A 16,499-nucleotide genomic window follows, 5' to 3' on the forward strand; every position below is an offset into this window, starting at 1 on the left:
CAGGCAGTGAGGTTTTGTGGCGATGTCTGCCGCTCGCGACCGCGCGGCAGGTAGCGATGCACGATGGCAGCCCACGCCGACGCGGCCAAGGCTGTGTCGGCGTTCTGGACTTCGCGTGTGTGCTGCTTGCTTCCTTGATCAGGAACACCATTGGGTTCGAATTCTGCGCGAACGATCTTAACGAGTCATCGAGCGGCGTGGCGTCAATCCCCAGCCGATCGCGCAGCGTGTTAGCCGATATCGACAAAATGATCACTGGGCGCCGATGTCGGTAATCCGCTGTTTGTCTCCGGTGAGGTAGTCGACGCGACGGCGTCGAACCTGACCGTTCGGCTCACGGAAGCCCACTGTGACGACGTCTTGGTGGCCGCAGCACTCGCAGGAACCCTGGATCAGCGCGCGTTTCCGGTGGTACAACGGGGCTTCCTGAATAGCGAAGGCGACCACGCCGTCTGCCTGGTCCTTCTCCGGCACCTCGAACCGCTGCTCGCTGCTGTGCTGCTCCTGCTGGGTGACGGTCATTCGGCCACGCTCACGGATCGCCGACTTCAGGCTGGTGGTCAGCTGGGCGATTACCACGTTCCGGAACATGCCGGTTGCCTCCAATTGGCGGGTGCTCTCCTCCTCGATCTCGATCTCGTGGCCGAACGTGCCGGTCTCCGCTTCGGTGACGGACTGACCCGCGTTGACGTGCACCAGCGTCTTGAAGTCCTTGTCGTCGGCCTCCGGCGTGGTGGAGACGTACTCCTCGACGAGCTTCTTGAAGACCACCGATGGACCGCGCACGAGCGTCCACGACCGGTATCGGCCGATGACCTCGGCGTGTGCCTCGGCGTTGCGCTCCAGGTCAAGCAGGTACTGCTGCCGTGCTAGCCGGATCTCTCGCAGCAGTGCTTCGTCGTCGCCCTTCACCAGGTGCCGCAGCCGCAGCTCGTTCGACTTCTGGTAGTCCCGCACATCGGACTCGCCGCTGAGGATGATGACGCGAATTCGCTCGTCGATGCTCTGAATTTCGGCGGCTAACTCGGTGCCGTCGACACCGAGCTTGCGCCGCATGCGCTGATCCAGAATTGCCACCCGCACATAGGTGGACTTGACCAGCTCGATCGTCTCGTCCTTGCGGTCGGTGTGGGCGACCCCCTGCGGCATCCGGTTTTGTAGCCACTCGGCCAGATTCTTGGCGTACACGCCGTCGTCGTCTACGACGAGGATCTCCGCGTGCATGACTACCTCCTCGGCAACACGACGCGCATGCGCACGCCGGTGTCGGTGATGTCGGCGGTTAGGTCACCCCGCTCGAATTCCGCGAGTCGCGACACGATGGACACCCCGAGGCCCGGGTGCCCATCCTTGGTCGTCCGCCGCGGCGCGAACAGGATGTCCTTGTCAACCGGGTGGTCGACAGGGTTGAACACGGTGAACTCGACAGCGTCGCCGTGGTCGGCGTAGGTGATCTCGACGGCGCCGGCGGGGATGCAGCCCTCGATCGCGTTCTCGACCAGGGGCTGCAGCATGGTGAGTAGGTAGTGGTTGGAGAACCCCTCGACCCGGTCCGGCAGTCCTACGAAGTCGATCGCCACTGGCTCGTCGGCCAGGTATGGGATCGAGCCGGCGAGGCCCCGGACCGCCTCGTCGAGGGATGGCTGCCGCGTCGGCACTGACGCGACCGTGTCGACCAGGCCCCGGAACGTCGCGAGCGCCGAGGTGCAGCTGTCCAGCATTGCCGCCATGTCGGCCAGGCGCTTCGCCCGCTCCTCGATCAGCACATCGTCCGGGAGGTTCTCTAGGTTCCGGAACGCGTAGCCCAGCCCCCGGAGCGGCGTCTGAAGGGCGTGATTCAACTCGGCGACCATACGAGAGTCGCTGACCTCGGCCGGACCGCTCGGTACGCCTGGCTCCACCCAGCGGGGGAGGTTGTGATCGCTTATGGGCTGCATGTCGGCCAGCAGTGCAACGCTGTGCTCGAACCCCCTCATGCCAGAGCTGACGTCTTCGAGCATGTAAACGCTACGCTCGAACCGCTCGACGGTCTCCCGCGCTCCGCCGAGCACATCAGCGAGTTGCATTGCTGCATCATCCGAGCGATAGCCAGCCCCGATGGCGTTCTGCGGCTTCGCAGCCGTCGAGCCACGCACAGCCCGCAACACTATCCAGGTCGCCACAACGAGGGCGACCAGGATCAACCCGGCACTGATGACAACGGCTATCACAACACCAGCATTCACTCCTGTGATCCTGCCAGCGATACTGCTGGGCCGGGTGATTCACCTCGTTCTCGTAATGCTGTTCGGCCGCCGGCCCGCTAACCAGTCCTCAGGACGTTGGGTCACCGATGCGGCGTTCGATGAGGACGATGTCCTGCCGGGGCCCGTTGAGTTGGGCGATGCGTTCGCGGATACCGTCGGTGCGGTACATCAAGCGGCAACAGGCTCGTCCCGCTCTGCGTCTTGTGGAACGCGGCTCAGCCGCTGATCCCCTTCGATCCGAGCTTGAAACTCGGAACGCACGGCCTTGACCAGCCGCCGCGCCTGAGCCGCGCCTATGCCCAGCTGAACACGAAGCGTGTCTGCCGAAATCGGCTTCTGGTGCGCAGCCCGATGCGCTGTGTCCACTTCCCGCGCCAACTCTAAGAGCCTCTCCGGCGAACGCTGCCTCGTCAACCGGGGCTCATCCCGGTGTGCTGCCTCGTCCCGCTCGGTCTTGTTGCCCGCCGGGCTGGCGTTCGGCTTCTCCTCAACGAGCACCTCCCGCTGCTCTTTTGCGACCGCACCGCGCGTGGCCGTCGAAGAGCTGCATTCACCGATCGCCTGCAGGAAGCTCGGGCCCACTTCAGCCCAGCCGATCAAGAGGAGCGGCCCGACGGCGTCGAAGGCTGCCTTTCCGTACTCATCTGCCACTACAGGGTCGGCCACGTTCAGCGCCAACGTGACCACGCTCGCGAAGATCAGGAGTCGACGAGCTGGTCGCAATACGTCCGCCGACGCGCCTGCGAGCGCGAGATGCCGAGTACCCAGCAGCAGGCCAAGGATCGACAGATCGACCGCGGGTGCGACGAGCGGCGCGACCCAGATCGGGACTCCGAGCCGGAGGGCGAGGTTGAGGACGTTGCCGAAGCCGAACATGAAGGTGAGGCCGACGACCACGCCCATGATCACGGTGACCGCCTGAACAACAGCAGCCCCGTCCGAACCTGATCGAGTCGACATAGCTGTACGCCGTGTCATCGAGCATCACCTGCTTCGACGCGCGGGCGCCCGTGGCTGTCTCGCGTGGGGATGCCGCGTTCGCGCAGCTTGTTCAGCACGGTCGTGTGGTTGACGCCCAGGTGATCGCCGACGCGCGCCAGGGACCAGCCGAGCTTGTAGAGGTGGATGGCGTCGTCGACCTGGTCAGGCGAGAGGCCGCGGCGACGCATCGGCACTCCGTGCCGATGGAGGATGTTGCTTACCGTTCGCCGTTCGATGCCGAACCGGTCGCCGAGTTCGTACACTGTCGCGCCGGACTGGTAGTCGGCGATCAGCTGCTCGGTTTGATCGGCGTCGAGTTGCCGGGCGCGGCCGGGGCGGTCCCGCTTGATCGACGGCGGCTCGGGTGTATCGAGGCTGGGAAGCTTCTCGCGGAGCTCCACCAGGGCTCTGACCTGGTCTTTTGTGTTCGAGTAAGGTCCCCTAACCTCCACGCTTTGGTGGCCCGTGCCCGCGGAGGGCGCGGGCCTTTTTGCGTGGAGCTTCCCTGTTTTGTGGGGGTGCAACCCCCACGCCCCGCCCGGCGGGCTTCGCCCCCGGACCCCCGGTTGGGTCACCTTGTCCGCGTGGGTCCCGGTCAAGGGTGCATCATTTCCTGGCTCCAGTCGGGTCGCTGTTGAGTGTGCAGGTGCCAGTAGTGCTCCGCGATGTCTTCGGGGTCGAACGCTGTGCCCGGGGCGATCGGGCCGTTCACGGTGACGGATGCGATGTGGACGCCGGCTGGTCCGTACTGCTTGTCCAGCAAGGTCACCAGTGCTCGTACTCCCGCCTTGCCGAGGGAGAGGCTCACGTACTCGGGGTTCGGGTCGGGCATTCCGCCGGTGATGAGGAACGAACCGCTGCCGCGCCGGGACATTGCCGGGGCGATGTGCGCCGCGGCCGTGATCGCTCCCAGCACGTTGACCGCCCAGGCCTGCTGGTGCGCCGCCACTGACAGCTCGCCGGGGCGGTCCGGCTGGATGATCGCCGCGTTGTACACCACGGCCTCCGGTAGGCCGAATTTTGCCGTTGCCGTGTCGAGTGCGATTCGCAGTTCTGTCTCGTCGGTGCTGTCCGCCGTCAGCGTGATCACCGGGACTCCGGTCGGAGTCAGGGCGTCGGCCAGGGTCTTCAGCTTGTCCTTGGACCGGGCCACTAGGGCAACGGGCAGCCCTTCCCGTGCGAATCTGCGGGCCACCGAGAGACCGAGGCCTGGTCCCGCTCCGATGATCACCATGCCTGGCATCGCTGGCTCCTTCGTCTTCCTCCGTCACCGATGACAAAAGGCTAAAGTCTCACATCGGTGAGAAGGTCAAGGGGGAACGAGGGGTCCACGTGCGGATCGGCGCTTTGGCCCGGAGAACCGGGGTAAACCAACGGCTGCTGCGCTACTACGAGGAACAGGGCCTGCTCCGGCCGGCGCGGCGGGCGAACGGCTACCGCGAGTACAGCGAGCCCGACATCGTCACGGTCGTGTGCATCCGCGCTCTGCTCGCCGCGGGGCTGCCCACCACCGTCATCGGGCAGATCCTGCACTGCGTGCACACCGACGGCGGACAGCTCGTGCCCGAACCTTGCCCGGACATGGTCACGCACCTCCAACGAGAACACGCGCGGATCGACGAGGCGATCGGGCAGCTCCGGGCCTCCCAGCGCGCCCTCGGCGCCCTTCTCGCGGCTGCACAAGAGCAGCACGAAAAGAGGTAGAACGCGAGTTACCCGTGAGTAACTTATTCTCGGTGTATCGAAAAGCGCATACGTGCCGGCAACGCCGCGTTCCCTTGACTGAACGGCATGAGCGAACCGGCACCCGGGATGACGATCTACGGGTGTGAACCCGACGAGGCCCTGCTGTTCCGGGAGCTGGCGCCGTGCTTCGGCGTGACGCCGACCATCACGGACGCTCCCGTGTCCGAGGCCAACGTCGGACTCGCGTCCGGCAACCGGTGCGTCAGCGTCGGTCACAAGACTCCGGTCACGAATGCGACTCTTCTTGCGCTCAGCCAGGTTGGCGTCGCGTACGTCTCCACCAGGAGCGTCGGCTACGACCACATCGATGTCGGGTACGCCGAGCGTGTCGGCATTTCCGTGGGCAACGTCGCCTATTCGCCGGACAGCGTGGCCGATTACACGCTGATGCTGATGTTGATGCTCGTGCGGGACGCCAAGTCCGTCCTCCGCCGGGCGGATGAGCACGATTACCGGTTGAACGACGTGCGCGGGAAAGAGCTGCGTGACCTGACCGTCGGAGTGGTCGGGACCGGGCGGATCGGGGCCGCGGTCGTCGATCGGTTGCGGGGCTTCGGTTCCCGCGTGGTCGGCTACGACAGCCGGCCTCGGGCCGGGATCGACTACGTCGAACTTGACGAACTGCTGCGGTCGAGCGACATCGTCACGCTCCACACGCCACTCGACGCCGGCACGTACCACCTGCTGGATCGACGGCGGCTCGAGCTGATGAAGGCCGGGGCGTTCGTCGTCAACACCGGGCGCGGGCCGCTTCTCGATACCGAGGCGCTCGTCGCGGCGCTGGAAAACGGCGGGCTGGGCGGGGCCGCGCTGGATGTCCTCGAAGGGGAAGAGGGCGTCTTCTACGCCGACTGCCGGGGTGGGCCCGTCCGGAGCGAACTGCTGGTGCGGCTGCAAAAACTGCCGAACGTGCTGATCAGTCCGCACACCGCCTACTACACCGGCCACGCGCTCGGCGACACCGTCGAAAACTCCATCGTCAACTGCCTGAACTTCGAAAGCGGGAAGCGGCATGAATAGGCTCAAGGCCGGGATCCTCTTCGGGGGCGTCTCCGAGGAACACCCCGTCTCCGTGAAGTCCGCGCAAGAGGTCGCGCGGCACCTCGACACCGGCAAGTACGAACCGTTCTGGATCGGGATCACGAAGGACGGCGCCTGGAAACTCTGCGACGGCCCGGAAGCGGGCTGGGAAGCCGGGAGAACGGTCGTCCTGTCGCCGGACCGGAGTGTGCCCGGCCTGCTGGTCCTCGACGACGGGAAGTACGAGACGATCGGACTGGACGTCGTCCTGCCCGTGCTGCACGGGAAGTTCGGCGAAGACGGCGTGGTGCAGGGCCTGCTGGAGCTCTCCGGGATTCCGTACGCGGGCTGTGACGTCCCGAGTTCCGCGCTGTGCATGGACAAATCGCTCGCTTACGTCGTCGCCGGGAACGCGGGCATCGCCACGCCGAACTTCCGGATCGTGCGGGCGGGTGAGGAAGTCGAGGGACTCACCTATCCCGTCTTCGTGAAGCCGGCCCGTTCGGGTTCGTCTTTCGGCGTCAGCAAGGTGTCCGGCCGAGAAGAGCTGGCGGCCGCGATCGAGACCGCCGCGCAGTACGACTCGAAGGTGCTGATCGAAGAGGCCGTCGACGGCAGCGAGGTCGGGTGCGCGATCTTGGGCAGCGGCCCGGAGCTGTTCGCCGGCGAGGTCGACCGGGTCGCCCTCTCCCACGGCTTCTTCCGGATCCACCAGGAAGACAACCCCGAAAGCGGCTCCGAGAACTCGACGTTCATCGTGCCCGCCGACATCCCGGCCGAAACCCGCGCACGCGTCCAGGAGACGGCGAAAGCCATCTACCGCGCGCTGGGCTGCGGGGGATTGGCCCGCGTCGACATGTTCCTCACCGGCGACGGCACGGTGGTCCTCAACGAGGTCAACACCTTGCCCGGTCTGACGTCGTACAGCCGCTACCCGAGGATGATGGCGGCCGCCGGCTTGCCGCTGCCGGATCTGATCGACCGGATCGTGGCCGGGACGGCCCGGTGAACGACGACTTCGCCTTCGTGGACGAACTGGTGCCCGGCATCCGCTGGGACGCCAAGTACGCCACCTGGGACAACTTCACCGGCAAGCCGGTGGACGGCTACCTCGCCAACCGGATAATCGGCACGAGGACCTTGTGCGCCGCCTTGGCGGAAGCCCAGGAGAAGGCCGCGTCGCTCGGCTTCGGGCTGCTGCTGTGGGACGGCTACCGCCCGCAACGCGCTGTCGACTGCTTCCTGCGCTGGGTGGACGAGCCGGAGGACGGCCGCACGAAGCTGTGGCACTACCCGAACATCGACCGGGCCACGATGTTCGCCAAGGGGTACGTGGCGGCCAAATCGGGGCACAGCCGGGGCAGCACCGTCGACCTGACCCTCTACCACCTCGTCACCGGTGAGCTCGCGTCCATGGGCGGTGGCCACGATCTGATGGATGCGATCTCGCACCACGACGCACGGGGGATTTCGCCTCTCGAAGCGGGGAACCGCCGCTACCTCCGGTCCATCATGGAGGATTGCGGGTTCGCCGCGTACGAGCGCGAATGGTGGCACTACGGCCTCAAGGACGAGCCCTACCCGGACACGTACTTCGACTTCCCCGTCGCGTAGCCGAGCGAGATGGGCAGCCGGACGGTGACGCGGAGGCCGCCCGCCGGACGCGGGGTCAGGCTGAGCGTCCCGTCGTGGGCCTGGGTGATGCTCTTGACGATGGCCAGGCCGAGGCCGACCCCCGCCTGGTCGGTGCGGATGCGCTCGGTGCCGCGCTGGAAGGGCTCGGCGAGGGTGGCGACCAAGGACTGCGGGAGGTGTTCACCGGTGTTCTCGACGGTGAGCACCACGGTCCCGGGTTCGATGCCGGTCGTCACCCACACCGCGCCCTGTTCGGGCAGGTTGTGGACGATCGCGTTGTGCACCAGGTTCGTCGTCAGCTGCAGCAGGAGCGCCGGCGAGCCGAAGGTCGGCGCGGCCTCGCCGGACGTCTCGACGGTGACCCCCCGCTTCTCGGCGAGGAGCAGGAGCGTTTCGGCGGCTTCCTCCGCGACCAGGGACAGGTCGACGCTGTCGCGGCTGAAGGCCCGCTGCTCGGCGCGGCTGAGCAGGAGCAGGGCTTCGGTGAGTTCGATCGCCCGGGTGTTGACGACGCGGAGGCGTTCGTCGAGTTCGCCGGTGGTGCGCTCGGGGTCGTTGCGGGCGACGTCGAGGAGGCTCTGCGTGATCGCCAGCGGGGTGCGCAGTTCGTGGGACGCGTTGGCGGCGAACCTCCGCTGCTCGGTGACGTGCGCCTCGAGCCGCGCGAGCATGGTGTCGAAGGCGTCGGCGAGTTCGCGGAACTCGTCCGTGCGGCCGGGCAGCCGGATGCGGTGGGACAGCGAGCCGGTCGCGGCGACGCGGGTGGCGTCGGTGATGCGGGTCAGCGGTGCGAGCATCCGGCCGGCCAGGACCCACCCGCCCAGGAACCCGAACACCAGCAGGAAGACGATCACGGCGGCCATGAACGGGACGAAGGCGCGGACCAGGACCGCGCGGTTGATCCAGAAGTTGCCCTCGGTGGTGATCCAGCCGTTCGGCAGGAAGTACAGGTAGAAGGCCAGCACGGCCACGAGCAGCAAGATGCCCGCGAGCATGACGAAGCCGGCGTAGCTGAGGGTGAGTTTGAGGCGGGCGCTCAACCCCGGTTCCCTAGGCACGGTCTTCGCCCCCGGTTTCGATGCGGTAGCCGACGCCGGGGACGGTCGCGATGATCCCGGGTTCGCCGAGTCGCTTGCGCAGCACGGAAACCGTGATGCGCACGGCGTTGGTGAACGGGTCCGCGTTCTCGTCCCACGCCCGCTCCAGCAGTTCTTCGGCGCTGATCACCCCGCCTCCGGCCGCGACGAGGACTTCGAGCACGGCGAACTGCTTCCGCGTCAGGGCCACGTACCGGCCGTCGCGGTAGACCTCGCGGCGGAACGGATCCAGGCGCAGGCCGGCGAGTTCGTGCACCGGCGGCCGGTTGTGCGCGCGCCGCCGGTCGAGGGCCCGGAGCCGGAGCACGAGCTCCCGGAGTTCGAACGGCTTCGTGAGGTAGTCGTCGGCGCCGAGGCCGAACCCGGTGGCCTTGTCGTCGAGCCGGTCGGCGGCGGTGAGCATGAGGATCGGCATCCCGCTGCCGGAAGCGACGATGTGCCGGGCCACTTCGTCACCGGACGGGCCGGGGATGTCGCGGTCCAGGACGGCGATGTCGTAGGTGTTGACGCTCAGCAGTTCCAGCGCGGTGTCCCCGTCGCCGGCGGTGTCCGCCGCGATAGCCTCCAGCCGCAGGCCGTCGCGGATGGCGTCGGCCAGGTAGGGCTCGTCCTCGACGATCAAGACACGCACCCTCCCGATGCTACGAGCGGGCGCCTATCGGGCGCATATCGGAAACCGCGTACGTGCCGGCAACACCGCGCTGCCTTGACTGAAGGCCATGACCTCCAGTCAACGCACGTCCCTCGGCCGGGGACACGGCGCCGTCCCGGCCGGCCTGCCGGTCTTCGACGACGAATCCCCGGCGGTGGCCAACCTCGATCCCGAACTGCTCGACGCCCTGCGCCGGGCCGCGGCGGATGCCGCGGCCGACGGCGTGGCGTTCGTCGTCAACGGCGGCTGGCGTTCCTGGGCGTACCAGGAACAGCTCCGGCGTCAGGGGATCGCGAAGCACGGCTCGGAAGCGGCCGCGGACCGCTGGGTGACGACCCCGGACCGATCGGCGCACGTGCGGGGACAGGCGGTCGACGTCGGCCCGCCGGCGGCCCGGAAGTGGCTGGCCGAGCACGGCGCCCGGTACGGGCTGTGCCAGGTCTACCGCAACGAACCGTGGCACTACGAACTGCGGTCCGAAGCCGTCGAACACGGCTGCCCGCCGATGTACGCCGATCCGTCGCAGGACCCGCGGATGCGGTGATCACGCGAAGTCCGCCGCGTGGTCACGCGCCCATTCCGCGAGCGTGCGGGCGGGCCGGCCGGTCAGCCGGTGCACGGTCGGCCGCACGACGTCGGGCGTCTCGACCGTGTCCGACCAGTAGTGCAGCAGCATCGAGATGATGTCGTCGCCGACGCCGTAGGAGCGCATTTCGGTGCGGAACTCGTCCGGCGTGGTCTCGGTGAAGCGCAGCTCCCGGCCGATGGCCGTGCCGATCGCGGCGAGCTGCTCGATCCTGGTCAGCGCCTGCGGGCCGGTCATCGGGTAGTGCCGGCCGGCGTGGCCCGGCTCGGTCAGCACCACCGCGGCGACGGCGGCGATGTCGGCCTCGTGGATCGGGGCCTGCGCGGACGTCGGATACGGCCCGCGGACGCCACCGGTGAACCGGATCGGCTGAGCCCAGGACAGCAGGTTGCCGGCGAAGGTGCCGGGCCGCAGGATCGTCCAGTCCGCCCCGCTGTCGCGGACGGCGTCCTCGATCGCGCCGTGGTGCACCTGGCTGGCCGACCCGTGGTCGCGCTCGTGCTCGAGGGCGGCGGCGAGCGAGGAGAGCAGCACCAGGTGCGCCACGCCGGCGGCCGCTTTGACGAAGCCGGCCACCTCCGCGGCCGGGAAGACGAAGGCGCTGTCGACGCCGTCGAACAAGCCCTCCGGCGGCGCCGCGGCCAGGTCACCCGCGACCAGCTCGACCTCCGCGGGCAGGCCGGCCGCTTCGGGGGAGCGGGTCAGCGCTCGCACGCGGTGCCCGCCGGCGAGCAGTTCGCGGACCAGGTGGCGCCCGACGGTGCCGGTGGCGCCGGTGACGAGGACGGTCTTGGTGTTGGTGGTCATGATGGCGATGGTGCAGGCTATTGCGGCAACATCCTTGCCTCGATCCGGCGCAGTGTGGAGACATGCCGAACCCGACCTCGCGCCTGCTGGCGTTGCTGACCCTGTTGCAGACCCGCCCGTCGTGGACCGGCGCGGAACTGGTCGAGCGGCTCGAAGTCAGTCCCCGGACCGTGCGCTACGACATCCGGAAGCTGCGTGACCTCGGCTATCCCGTCGAGGCGATTCCCGGGGTCGCCGGCGGCTATCGGCTGAGTGCCGGGACGTCCATGCCGCCGCTGCAGCTCGACGACGACGAAGCCGTGGCCATCGTGATCGCGCTGCGCACGGCCACCGGCACTGCTTCGCTGGGCGAGGCCGCGGGGACCGCCCTGGTGAAGCTCGAACAGGTCCTGCCGCGGCGGCTGCGGGGACGGGTCTCGGCCATGCGCCGGTACACGGAGGCCGCGCGAGCCCCGGGCGGCGTCGACCCCGACCTGCTGATCTTCCTCGCCGGCGCCTGCCGCGACCACCGCCGGATCCGGTTCGGCTACCGGACGCGGGACGACACGGAGTCCCGGCGCGAGGTGGAGCCGCACCGCGTCGTCCAGGTGGGACGGCGGTGGTACCTCGTCGCCTTCGACCCGGCCCGCGACGGCTGGCGGCAGTTCCGGCTCGACCGGATGACGGTGCGGCGCCCGGAAGGGGCGAGGTTCGTCCCGCGCGAGGCGCCTTCCGCGGCCGAAGTGGTGCACGGCCTCGACGCCGTCTTCGCCCGCCACCGTGCCGTTGTCCTGGTCCACGCACCGGCCGCGGAGATCACGGCCAGGCTGCCGTCGACCGTGCCCGTCGAGCTGGTGGACGACGAACGCTGCCGCGTGCACGCGACGGGCGAGTCACCGGGCGCGCTCGCGCTCAACCTGCTGATGCTGGACGCGGACTTCGAGCTCGAACAGTCCTCGCCCGGGCTCGACGCCGCGCTCGCCACCCTCCGGCGGCGGCTCGGCTGACCGGTTACGCCGGGGCGCGGTACCGGTGCGCCGGAGCTCGTCCAGGCGGGCTAGCGGGGAACCGCCGTCATCGGGAGGCTGTCGGGATAGGCGGCGGAGGTGAACTTCACCCGGACCGGCTTGCCCGCCACCGGTACCAGCCGCCAGCGCGCGGCCACCGTGGCGACCGTGATGACGATTTCGTTCTGGGCGAAGCGGTTCCCGATGCACTGCCGGGTGCCCGCCCCGAACGGCACGAACGCGCCCTTCGGGATCGCGGCCGCCCGGTCCGGTTCCCAGCGGTCCGGGTCGAACCGGTCCGGGTCGGCGAACGACGTGGGGTCGTGGTGGAGCGCGTGCGGGCTGACGATCACCTCGGCGCCCTCCGGCAGGCGGGTGCCGCCGAGGTCGACTTCGGTGAGGGTGCGGCGCATCAGCATCCAGAGCGGGTACTGCCGCAGCACTTCGTCGACCACCTGCCGGACGTAGGTCAGCCGGGGGAGGTCGTCGATGGTGACCGGGCGGCCGCCCAGCACCTCGTCGAGCTCGGTGTGCACCCGCGCCTCGATGTCCGGGCGCCGGCCGAGCTCGTGGAACGTCCAGGCCAGCGCCAGCGCCGTCGTCTCGATGCCGGCGGTGAGCAGGGTGAGCACCTCGTCCCGCGCCTGCTCGTCGGTCATACCGGCCAGCAGCAACGTCGAGAGCAGGTCGCCGCGGTCGGTGCCTTCACGCCGCCAGTCGCGGATCACCTCGATGACGATCCCCTGCATCCGGGCGATCGCCTCGTCGAACCGGCGGTTGCCGGGCACCGGGAGCTTCTCGACGAACTTGGGCGACAACGCGCGAATCATTCCCTGCTGGATGATCACGTAAATCGAGCGGCGGGCTTCGGCGATCGCCGCTTTTCCCAGTTCGGTGGAAAACAGTGCTTCACCGACGATCGTCACCGCGAGGCTCTGCAGGTCGTCGTCGATCTCCCGCACTTCGCCGGCTCGCCACGAGCCGCTCATCTCCGCCGCCGCGCGTCGCATGATCTCCGCGTACGCGGTCAGGCGGTCGCGGTGGAACGCCGGTTGCATCAGCCGGCGCTGCCGCAGGTGGAAGTCGCCGTTCGAAAGCACCAAGCCATTTCCGACGAACGGCCGGAACTTGTCGAACATGGCACCCTTGCGAAACTTCGGGCCCTCGTTGACCAGCACTTCGTGCGCCAATCGCGGGCTCGCGACGAAGTAGACGGGCGCCGGACCGAGATAGAGCTTCACGATCTCGCCGTGCGCGGGCAATGCGTCGGTGAATGCGAAGCGTTGCCGGAGGAGTGCCGGAGTGTGCCCGAGAAAAGGCCACCGGCCCGGTGCGACCGGGACGCCCATGCGTACTCCCCGTTGCGCCATTGTGCGGATTTCCCCAGGAGACGGCTTACGGTAGGCGCGCCCGGGCGAACGGGACAGTGCCCGATCGGGTGGTGTGGGCTCACGCGGATGGCCCAGTAGCCGGGCCGCGGGGAATCGCTAAGCTCTTTCCGGTCCGACTGAACTGAGAAGGTGTTGTTCGTGACACGATCACCGGAATGGACCCCACCGGGTAGCGAAATCCCCGGGCCGGTCCGCGCTTGCGCTGCTCAGGGGATCTCGCGAACGCGCGCCGGGGTTTTCGCGCTTTCCGCCGGATTCGATATCGTCGAAGCCGGATCGGCCGGCCGCACCGCGACGAACGCCGGAATCGGCCGCAAGATCTGATGCGAGCCTCTCCCATGCCGATCATCGAACCCCAGCCGGACCAGCCCGCCGCACCCGATGCGGACCGCGGGCGGACCCGGCTCGCCCGGAAATGGGCGTACCTGCTCAGCGGCGTGACCGTCGTGTCGCTGAGCCGGGAGGAGCTCGACGTGGAGCTCGGCGGCCTGCTCGGCCTGCTCTGCGATGCGCTGCACCGCGGTGATTCCGCGCACCGCACGCCCCCGGACCTGAGCCCGGCCGAGCGGATCGGCGCGCGGCTGGTCGCCCTCGGCTACGTCGGCGAGCCCGGGCTGCGATGCACGCTCGAGGTCCTCGGCAAGGGCCTGCCCGCGCTGCCCGAATTCCAGGCCGTGGAGGGCGCCGCCGACCGGGTCGTCGCGGCGCTGGGCGCGCTGTCCTGCGGCTTCCTGCTCGCGCACGAGCGCAGCGTCCTCGACCAGCAGGAGATCATGCACCTGTCGCTGCTCAAAGCGGTGCGGGACGCCCAATGGAACCTGAAGCAGAGCGAAGCGCGTTTCGACGAAGTGGTGACGTCGTCGGCGAGCGGGATCGCCGTCGTCGCCCTCGACGGCCGGATCGTGCGGGCCAACGCGGCGCTGGCCGAGATGCTCGGGCACCCGGTCGGCGAGCTGGCCGGCTCGGTGCTCTACGACGTCGTCCACCCCGAATCCGTCGAGGTCCTCCGCGACGCGATGATGGCGCTCCTGGACGGCGGCAAGGAGCGGATCCGGCAGTCGGAGCGGTTGCTGCGCCGGGACGGCGACGTCGTCCGCATCTCGCTCACCGCCTCGCTGCTGCGCGACGCCGATGATCGGCCCTCCCACTTCGTCGTCGTGATCGAGGACGGCACCGAGCTGATGCTGCTTCAGGGCGAGCTGAGCCGCCAGGCGCTACACGACGTCCTCACCGGGCTGCCGAACCGCCAGTACTTCGGCACCCACCTGGAGACGGTGCTGCGGCGCGCCGACCCGGCTTACGGTGTCACGTTGTTCCACGTCGACCTCGACGCGTTCGGCATGGTCTGCAACAGCCTCGGCCGCCGCGTCGGCGAGCAGCTGCTGGTGCACTTCGCGCAGCGGCTCAAGGCGGTGATGGCCCGCGAAAACGCCATGATCGCGCGGTTCCACAGCGACGAGTTCGGCATCCTGGTCGAGAACACCGAGTCGACGCCGGACATCGACACCATCGTGCGCGCGATCAACGACGAGCTCGCCGAGCCGTTCTTCGTCGACGGGCACGGGCTCGCGCTGTCGGCCAGCGCCGGCGTGGTGCACCGGCCGGCGAAGGGCATCGACCCGGTGGAACTGCTGCGCCAGGCGGACCAGACGCTGCGGCGCGCCAAGGACCGGCGGCGCGGCCAGTGGCGGATGTTCGACCGGGAGGCCGACGCCCACGCCCGGCGGACGCAGGCGCGGGCCGTCGGCATGGCCGGCGCCTGGGAACACGGCGAGATCGGGGTGCGGTACCGGCCGATGGCGCGGCTGGCGGACGGCGAAGCCGCCGGCGTCGAAGCGCGCCTGCACTGGAACCGGCCGGACGACACGGCGCTTTCGCACGAGTGCTGCGTGGAGCTCGCCGAGTCGACCGGGCTCATGCTGCCGCTCGGCGACTGGATGCTGCGCGCCTCGGCCCGTCAGGGCGAGTGGTGGCGGCAGCGCGCGGACTTCGGCCTCTCCGTGGTCGTCGGCCTCACCGGGCACCAGGTGTCGGACGACGCGCTCGGCACGCGCGTGACGCGGTTGCTGGCGGACACCCGCCTGCCGCCCGAGCAGCTGCTGCTCGGGGTCCCGGCCGGGGCGCTCCCGGTGTCCGGCGTGATGGAGAACGTCATCGCACTGACCGACCTCGGCGTGCACGTCATGCTGGACGAGTTCGGGCTGGGTCCGGACGATCTGCGGGCGATCGAGGACCTGCCGGTGGAGATCGTGCGCGTCGACCGGCGGCTGGCGGAGTGGCAGGCGTGGTCGGACTCGACGTTCCTCGGCGCCCTCGTGCCGCTGGTCCGGCAGGTCGGCGCGACGCTCGTCGTCGACGGGATCCACACCGAAGACCAGGCGAACTGGTGGCGCGCGGCCGGCGCGGAGCTGGCGACCGGCGACTACTTCGGGGTGGCCAGGCCGCCGGCCGAGCTCGCCGGGCAGTTCGCCGGCACCTGAGGCTGCCACCGGGTCAGGCCGACGGCGACGAGCACCACCGCCATGCCGCCGATGACCCGGAGCGACAGCGGCTCGCCGAGGAAGAGCGCGCCGAGCGCGACCGACACGACGGGCAGCAGGTAGCCGACCGTCGCCGCGGCGGTCGGGCCTTCGTCGGAGAGGATCCGGTAGTTCAGGTAGAAGGTGATCCCGGTCCCGAAGACGCCGAGGATCGTCACCGCGACGACGGCGGTGAGCGTCAGGTGCGGCGCCGTGCCCGCGACCGGCAGCGCGAGGGCGGTCAGCGCGGTGGCGGTCATCAGCTGCGCGGCCGACAGCGCGAGCGGAGCGCCGTCCGGCGGCAGCTTCCGTGCCATGTAAGCGAACGCGATCGCGTAGCTGAGGCCGGCGCCGAGCAGGGCGAGCGCACCCGTGCTCAGCAGCCCCGACTGCTGCCACGGCGCGAAGATCACCACGATGCCGGCGAAGCCGAGGGCCAGCCCGAGCAACCGCGCGGGGTTGAGCCGCCGTTCCGTCCCGAGCGCGACGCCGATCAGCAGCGACCACAGCGGGGTGGTGGCGTTCATGACGCCGGCGACCCCGGAGTCGACGGTGCGTTCCCCGATACCGAACAGCGCGAACGGCAGGGCGTTGCAGAAGAACGCCGCGACGATCAGCCGGGCCCAGGTCCCGCGGTCCCGGGGCAGCCGCTGCCGGGCCGCGAAGGCCATGACCAAGAGCGTCAGCGCGCCGAGGGCGCACCGGACGAGGGTGAGGTGGACGGGGCTCAGGCCGGTCAGGGCCAGCTTGATCCAGAGGAAACCCGAGCCCCACAGCAGGGCCAGCACCGCCATGCGCGCCGAGGCGCCCCGTCCACCGTTCATGTGATCAAC

The 16,499-nt window shown here is 69.2% G+C and carries 18 protein-coding genes; 8 read left to right on the plus strand and 10 right to left on the minus strand.

The window, feature by feature from the left end:
* Positions 1 to 252: 252 nt before the first annotated feature.
* The 5 genes from AB0M30_RS22455 to AB0M30_RS22475 form a co-directional block, all read right to left on the minus strand.
* Positions 253 to 1,224: a response regulator gene (locus tag AB0M30_RS22455; protein ID WP_364586481.1), complete on the minus strand. Its 972-nt coding sequence runs from the start codon at positions 1,222 to 1,224 to the stop codon at positions 253 to 255.
* A 2-nt stretch (positions 1,225 to 1,226) separates the two neighbouring features.
* Positions 1,227 to 2,225, minus strand: coding sequence for a GHKL domain-containing protein (locus AB0M30_RS22460; RefSeq protein ID WP_364586484.1), 999 nt, complete (start codon positions 2,223 to 2,225; stop codon positions 1,227 to 1,229).
* A gap of 189 nt (positions 2,226 to 2,414) precedes the next feature.
* The gene (locus tag AB0M30_RS22465; protein ID WP_364586485.1) at positions 2,415 to 3,206 is read right to left on the minus strand and encodes a hypothetical protein; all 792 of its coding nucleotides are present in this window, start codon (positions 3,204 to 3,206) and stop codon (positions 2,415 to 2,417) included.
* A gap of 14 nt (positions 3,207 to 3,220) precedes the next feature.
* On the minus strand, positions 3,221 to 3,628 hold the full coding sequence (locus AB0M30_RS22470) for a hypothetical protein (RefSeq protein ID WP_364586488.1): 408 nt from the start codon (positions 3,626 to 3,628) through the stop codon (positions 3,221 to 3,223).
* 194 nt (positions 3,629 to 3,822) lie between these two features.
* Positions 3,823 to 4,470: an SDR family NAD(P)-dependent oxidoreductase gene (locus AB0M30_RS22475; protein WP_364586491.1), complete on the minus strand. Its 648-nt coding sequence runs from the start codon at positions 4,468 to 4,470 to the stop codon at positions 3,823 to 3,825.
* Positions 4,471 to 4,559: 89 nt separating this feature from the next.
* On the opposite strand from AB0M30_RS22475, the gene AB0M30_RS22480 reads away from it, so the two are divergent.
* From AB0M30_RS22480 to vanX, 4 genes are all read left to right on the plus strand, one after another.
* Positions 4,560 to 4,931 (plus strand): MerR family transcriptional regulator, encoded by a 372-nt coding sequence (locus tag AB0M30_RS22480; RefSeq protein WP_364586494.1) that lies wholly within the window; start codon positions 4,560 to 4,562, stop codon positions 4,929 to 4,931.
* A 108-nt stretch (positions 4,932 to 5,039) separates the two neighbouring features.
* Positions 5,040 to 5,993: a D-isomer specific 2-hydroxyacid dehydrogenase family protein gene (locus AB0M30_RS22485; protein ID WP_364586578.1), complete on the plus strand. Its 954-nt coding sequence runs from the start codon at positions 5,040 to 5,042 to the stop codon at positions 5,991 to 5,993.
* A complete protein-coding gene (gene vanA, locus AB0M30_RS22490; RefSeq protein WP_364586497.1) occupies positions 5,986 to 7,002 on the plus strand; it encodes a D-alanine--(R)-lactate ligase in 1,017 nt (338 codons plus the stop codon). The genes AB0M30_RS22485 and vanA overlap by 8 nt, the downstream gene beginning before the upstream one ends.
* Complete coding sequence (vanX, locus tag AB0M30_RS22495) at positions 6,999 to 7,607, plus strand: D-Ala-D-Ala dipeptidase VanX (protein ID WP_364586499.1); 609 nt, start codon at positions 6,999 to 7,001, stop codon at positions 7,605 to 7,607. The genes vanA and vanX overlap by 4 nt, the downstream gene beginning before the upstream one ends.
* Here the strand turns inward: vanX and AB0M30_RS22500 are convergent.
* Both AB0M30_RS22500 and AB0M30_RS22505 read right to left on the minus strand, forming a co-directional pair.
* Positions 7,571 to 8,668, minus strand: a complete 1,098-nt coding sequence (locus tag AB0M30_RS22500) for a HAMP domain-containing sensor histidine kinase (protein ID WP_364586502.1) — start codon at positions 8,666 to 8,668, stop codon at positions 7,571 to 7,573. The genes vanX and AB0M30_RS22500 overlap by 37 nt on opposite strands.
* A gap of 10 nt (positions 8,669 to 8,678) precedes the next feature.
* Positions 8,679 to 9,356: a response regulator transcription factor gene (locus AB0M30_RS22505; RefSeq protein WP_199191152.1), complete on the minus strand. Its 678-nt coding sequence runs from the start codon at positions 9,354 to 9,356 to the stop codon at positions 8,679 to 8,681.
* Positions 9,357 to 9,444: 88 nt separating this feature from the next.
* Between AB0M30_RS22505 and AB0M30_RS22510 the strand changes: the two genes are divergently transcribed.
* A complete protein-coding gene (locus tag AB0M30_RS22510; RefSeq protein WP_364586505.1) occupies positions 9,445 to 9,921 on the plus strand; it encodes a D-alanyl-D-alanine carboxypeptidase family protein in 477 nt (158 codons plus the stop codon).
* Here the strand turns inward: AB0M30_RS22510 and AB0M30_RS22515 are convergent, their stop codons facing one another.
* Positions 9,922 to 10,770 (minus strand): NAD(P)H-binding protein, encoded by an 849-nt coding sequence (locus AB0M30_RS22515; RefSeq protein WP_364586508.1) that lies wholly within the window; start codon positions 10,768 to 10,770, stop codon positions 9,922 to 9,924.
* Between the two features lie 62 nt (positions 10,771 to 10,832).
* On the opposite strand from AB0M30_RS22515, the gene AB0M30_RS22520 reads away from it, so the two are divergent.
* On the plus strand, positions 10,833 to 11,756 hold the full coding sequence (locus tag AB0M30_RS22520; RefSeq protein ID WP_364586511.1) for a WYL domain-containing protein: 924 nt from the start codon (positions 10,833 to 10,835) through the stop codon (positions 11,754 to 11,756).
* A gap of 50 nt (positions 11,757 to 11,806) precedes the next feature.
* On the opposite strand, the gene AB0M30_RS22525 is transcribed toward AB0M30_RS22520, so the two are convergent.
* Positions 11,807 to 13,105, minus strand: a complete 1,299-nt coding sequence (locus AB0M30_RS22525; RefSeq protein WP_364586514.1) for a cytochrome P450 — start codon at positions 13,103 to 13,105, stop codon at positions 11,807 to 11,809.
* A 180-nt stretch (positions 13,106 to 13,285) separates the two neighbouring features.
* On the opposite strand from AB0M30_RS22525, the gene AB0M30_RS22530 reads away from it, so the two are divergent.
* On the plus strand, positions 13,286 to 13,471 hold the full coding sequence (locus AB0M30_RS22530) for a hypothetical protein (protein ID WP_364586517.1): 186 nt from the start codon (positions 13,286 to 13,288) through the stop codon (positions 13,469 to 13,471).
* Between the two features lie 14 nt (positions 13,472 to 13,485).
* A complete protein-coding gene (locus AB0M30_RS22535; RefSeq protein ID WP_364586520.1) occupies positions 13,486 to 15,627 on the plus strand; it encodes an EAL domain-containing protein in 2,142 nt (713 codons plus the stop codon).
* Here AB0M30_RS22535 and AB0M30_RS22540 read toward each other — a convergent pair.
* A complete protein-coding gene (locus AB0M30_RS22540; RefSeq protein WP_364586523.1) occupies positions 15,570 to 16,490 on the minus strand; it encodes a DMT family transporter in 921 nt (306 codons plus the stop codon). The genes AB0M30_RS22535 and AB0M30_RS22540 overlap by 58 nt on opposite strands.
* Positions 16,491 to 16,499 lie beyond the last annotated feature (9 nt).

Source organism: Amycolatopsis sp. NPDC051716 (assembly GCF_040681595.1).
Classification (GTDB): Bacteria; Actinomycetota; Actinomycetes; order Mycobacteriales; family Pseudonocardiaceae; genus Amycolatopsis.

Coding starts and splice junctions, on each gene's coding strand:
- AB0M30_RS22475 (WP_364586491.1), bottom strand. CDS start 4,470: ATGCCAGGCATGGTGATCATCGGAGCGGGACCAGGCCTCGGTCTCTCG.
- AB0M30_RS22485 (WP_364586578.1), top strand. CDS start 5,040: ATGACGATCTACGGGTGTGAACCCGACGAGGCCCTGCTGTTCCGGGAG.
- AB0M30_RS22525 (WP_364586514.1), bottom strand. CDS start 13,105: ATGGGCGTCCCGGTCGCACCGGGCCGGTGGCCTTTTCTCGGGCACACT.
- AB0M30_RS22465 (WP_364586485.1), bottom strand. CDS start 3,206: ATGTCGACTCGATCAGGTTCGGACGGGGCTGCTGTTGTTCAGGCGGTC.
- AB0M30_RS22510 (WP_364586505.1), top strand. CDS start 9,445: ATGACCTCCAGTCAACGCACGTCCCTCGGCCGGGGACACGGCGCCGTC.
- vanA (WP_364586497.1), top strand. CDS start 5,986: ATGAATAGGCTCAAGGCCGGGATCCTCTTCGGGGGCGTCTCCGAGGAA.
- AB0M30_RS22455 (WP_364586481.1), bottom strand. CDS start 1,224: ATGCACGCGGAGATCCTCGTCGTAGACGACGACGGCGTGTACGCCAAG.
- AB0M30_RS22520 (WP_364586511.1), top strand. CDS start 10,833: ATGCCGAACCCGACCTCGCGCCTGCTGGCGTTGCTGACCCTGTTGCAG.
- AB0M30_RS22540 (WP_364586523.1), bottom strand. CDS start 16,490: ATGAACGGTGGACGGGGCGCCTCGGCGCGCATGGCGGTGCTGGCCCTG.
- AB0M30_RS22535 (WP_364586520.1), top strand. CDS start 13,486: ATGCCGATCATCGAACCCCAGCCGGACCAGCCCGCCGCACCCGATGCG.
- AB0M30_RS22515 (WP_364586508.1), bottom strand. CDS start 10,770: ATGACCACCAACACCAAGACCGTCCTCGTCACCGGCGCCACCGGCACC.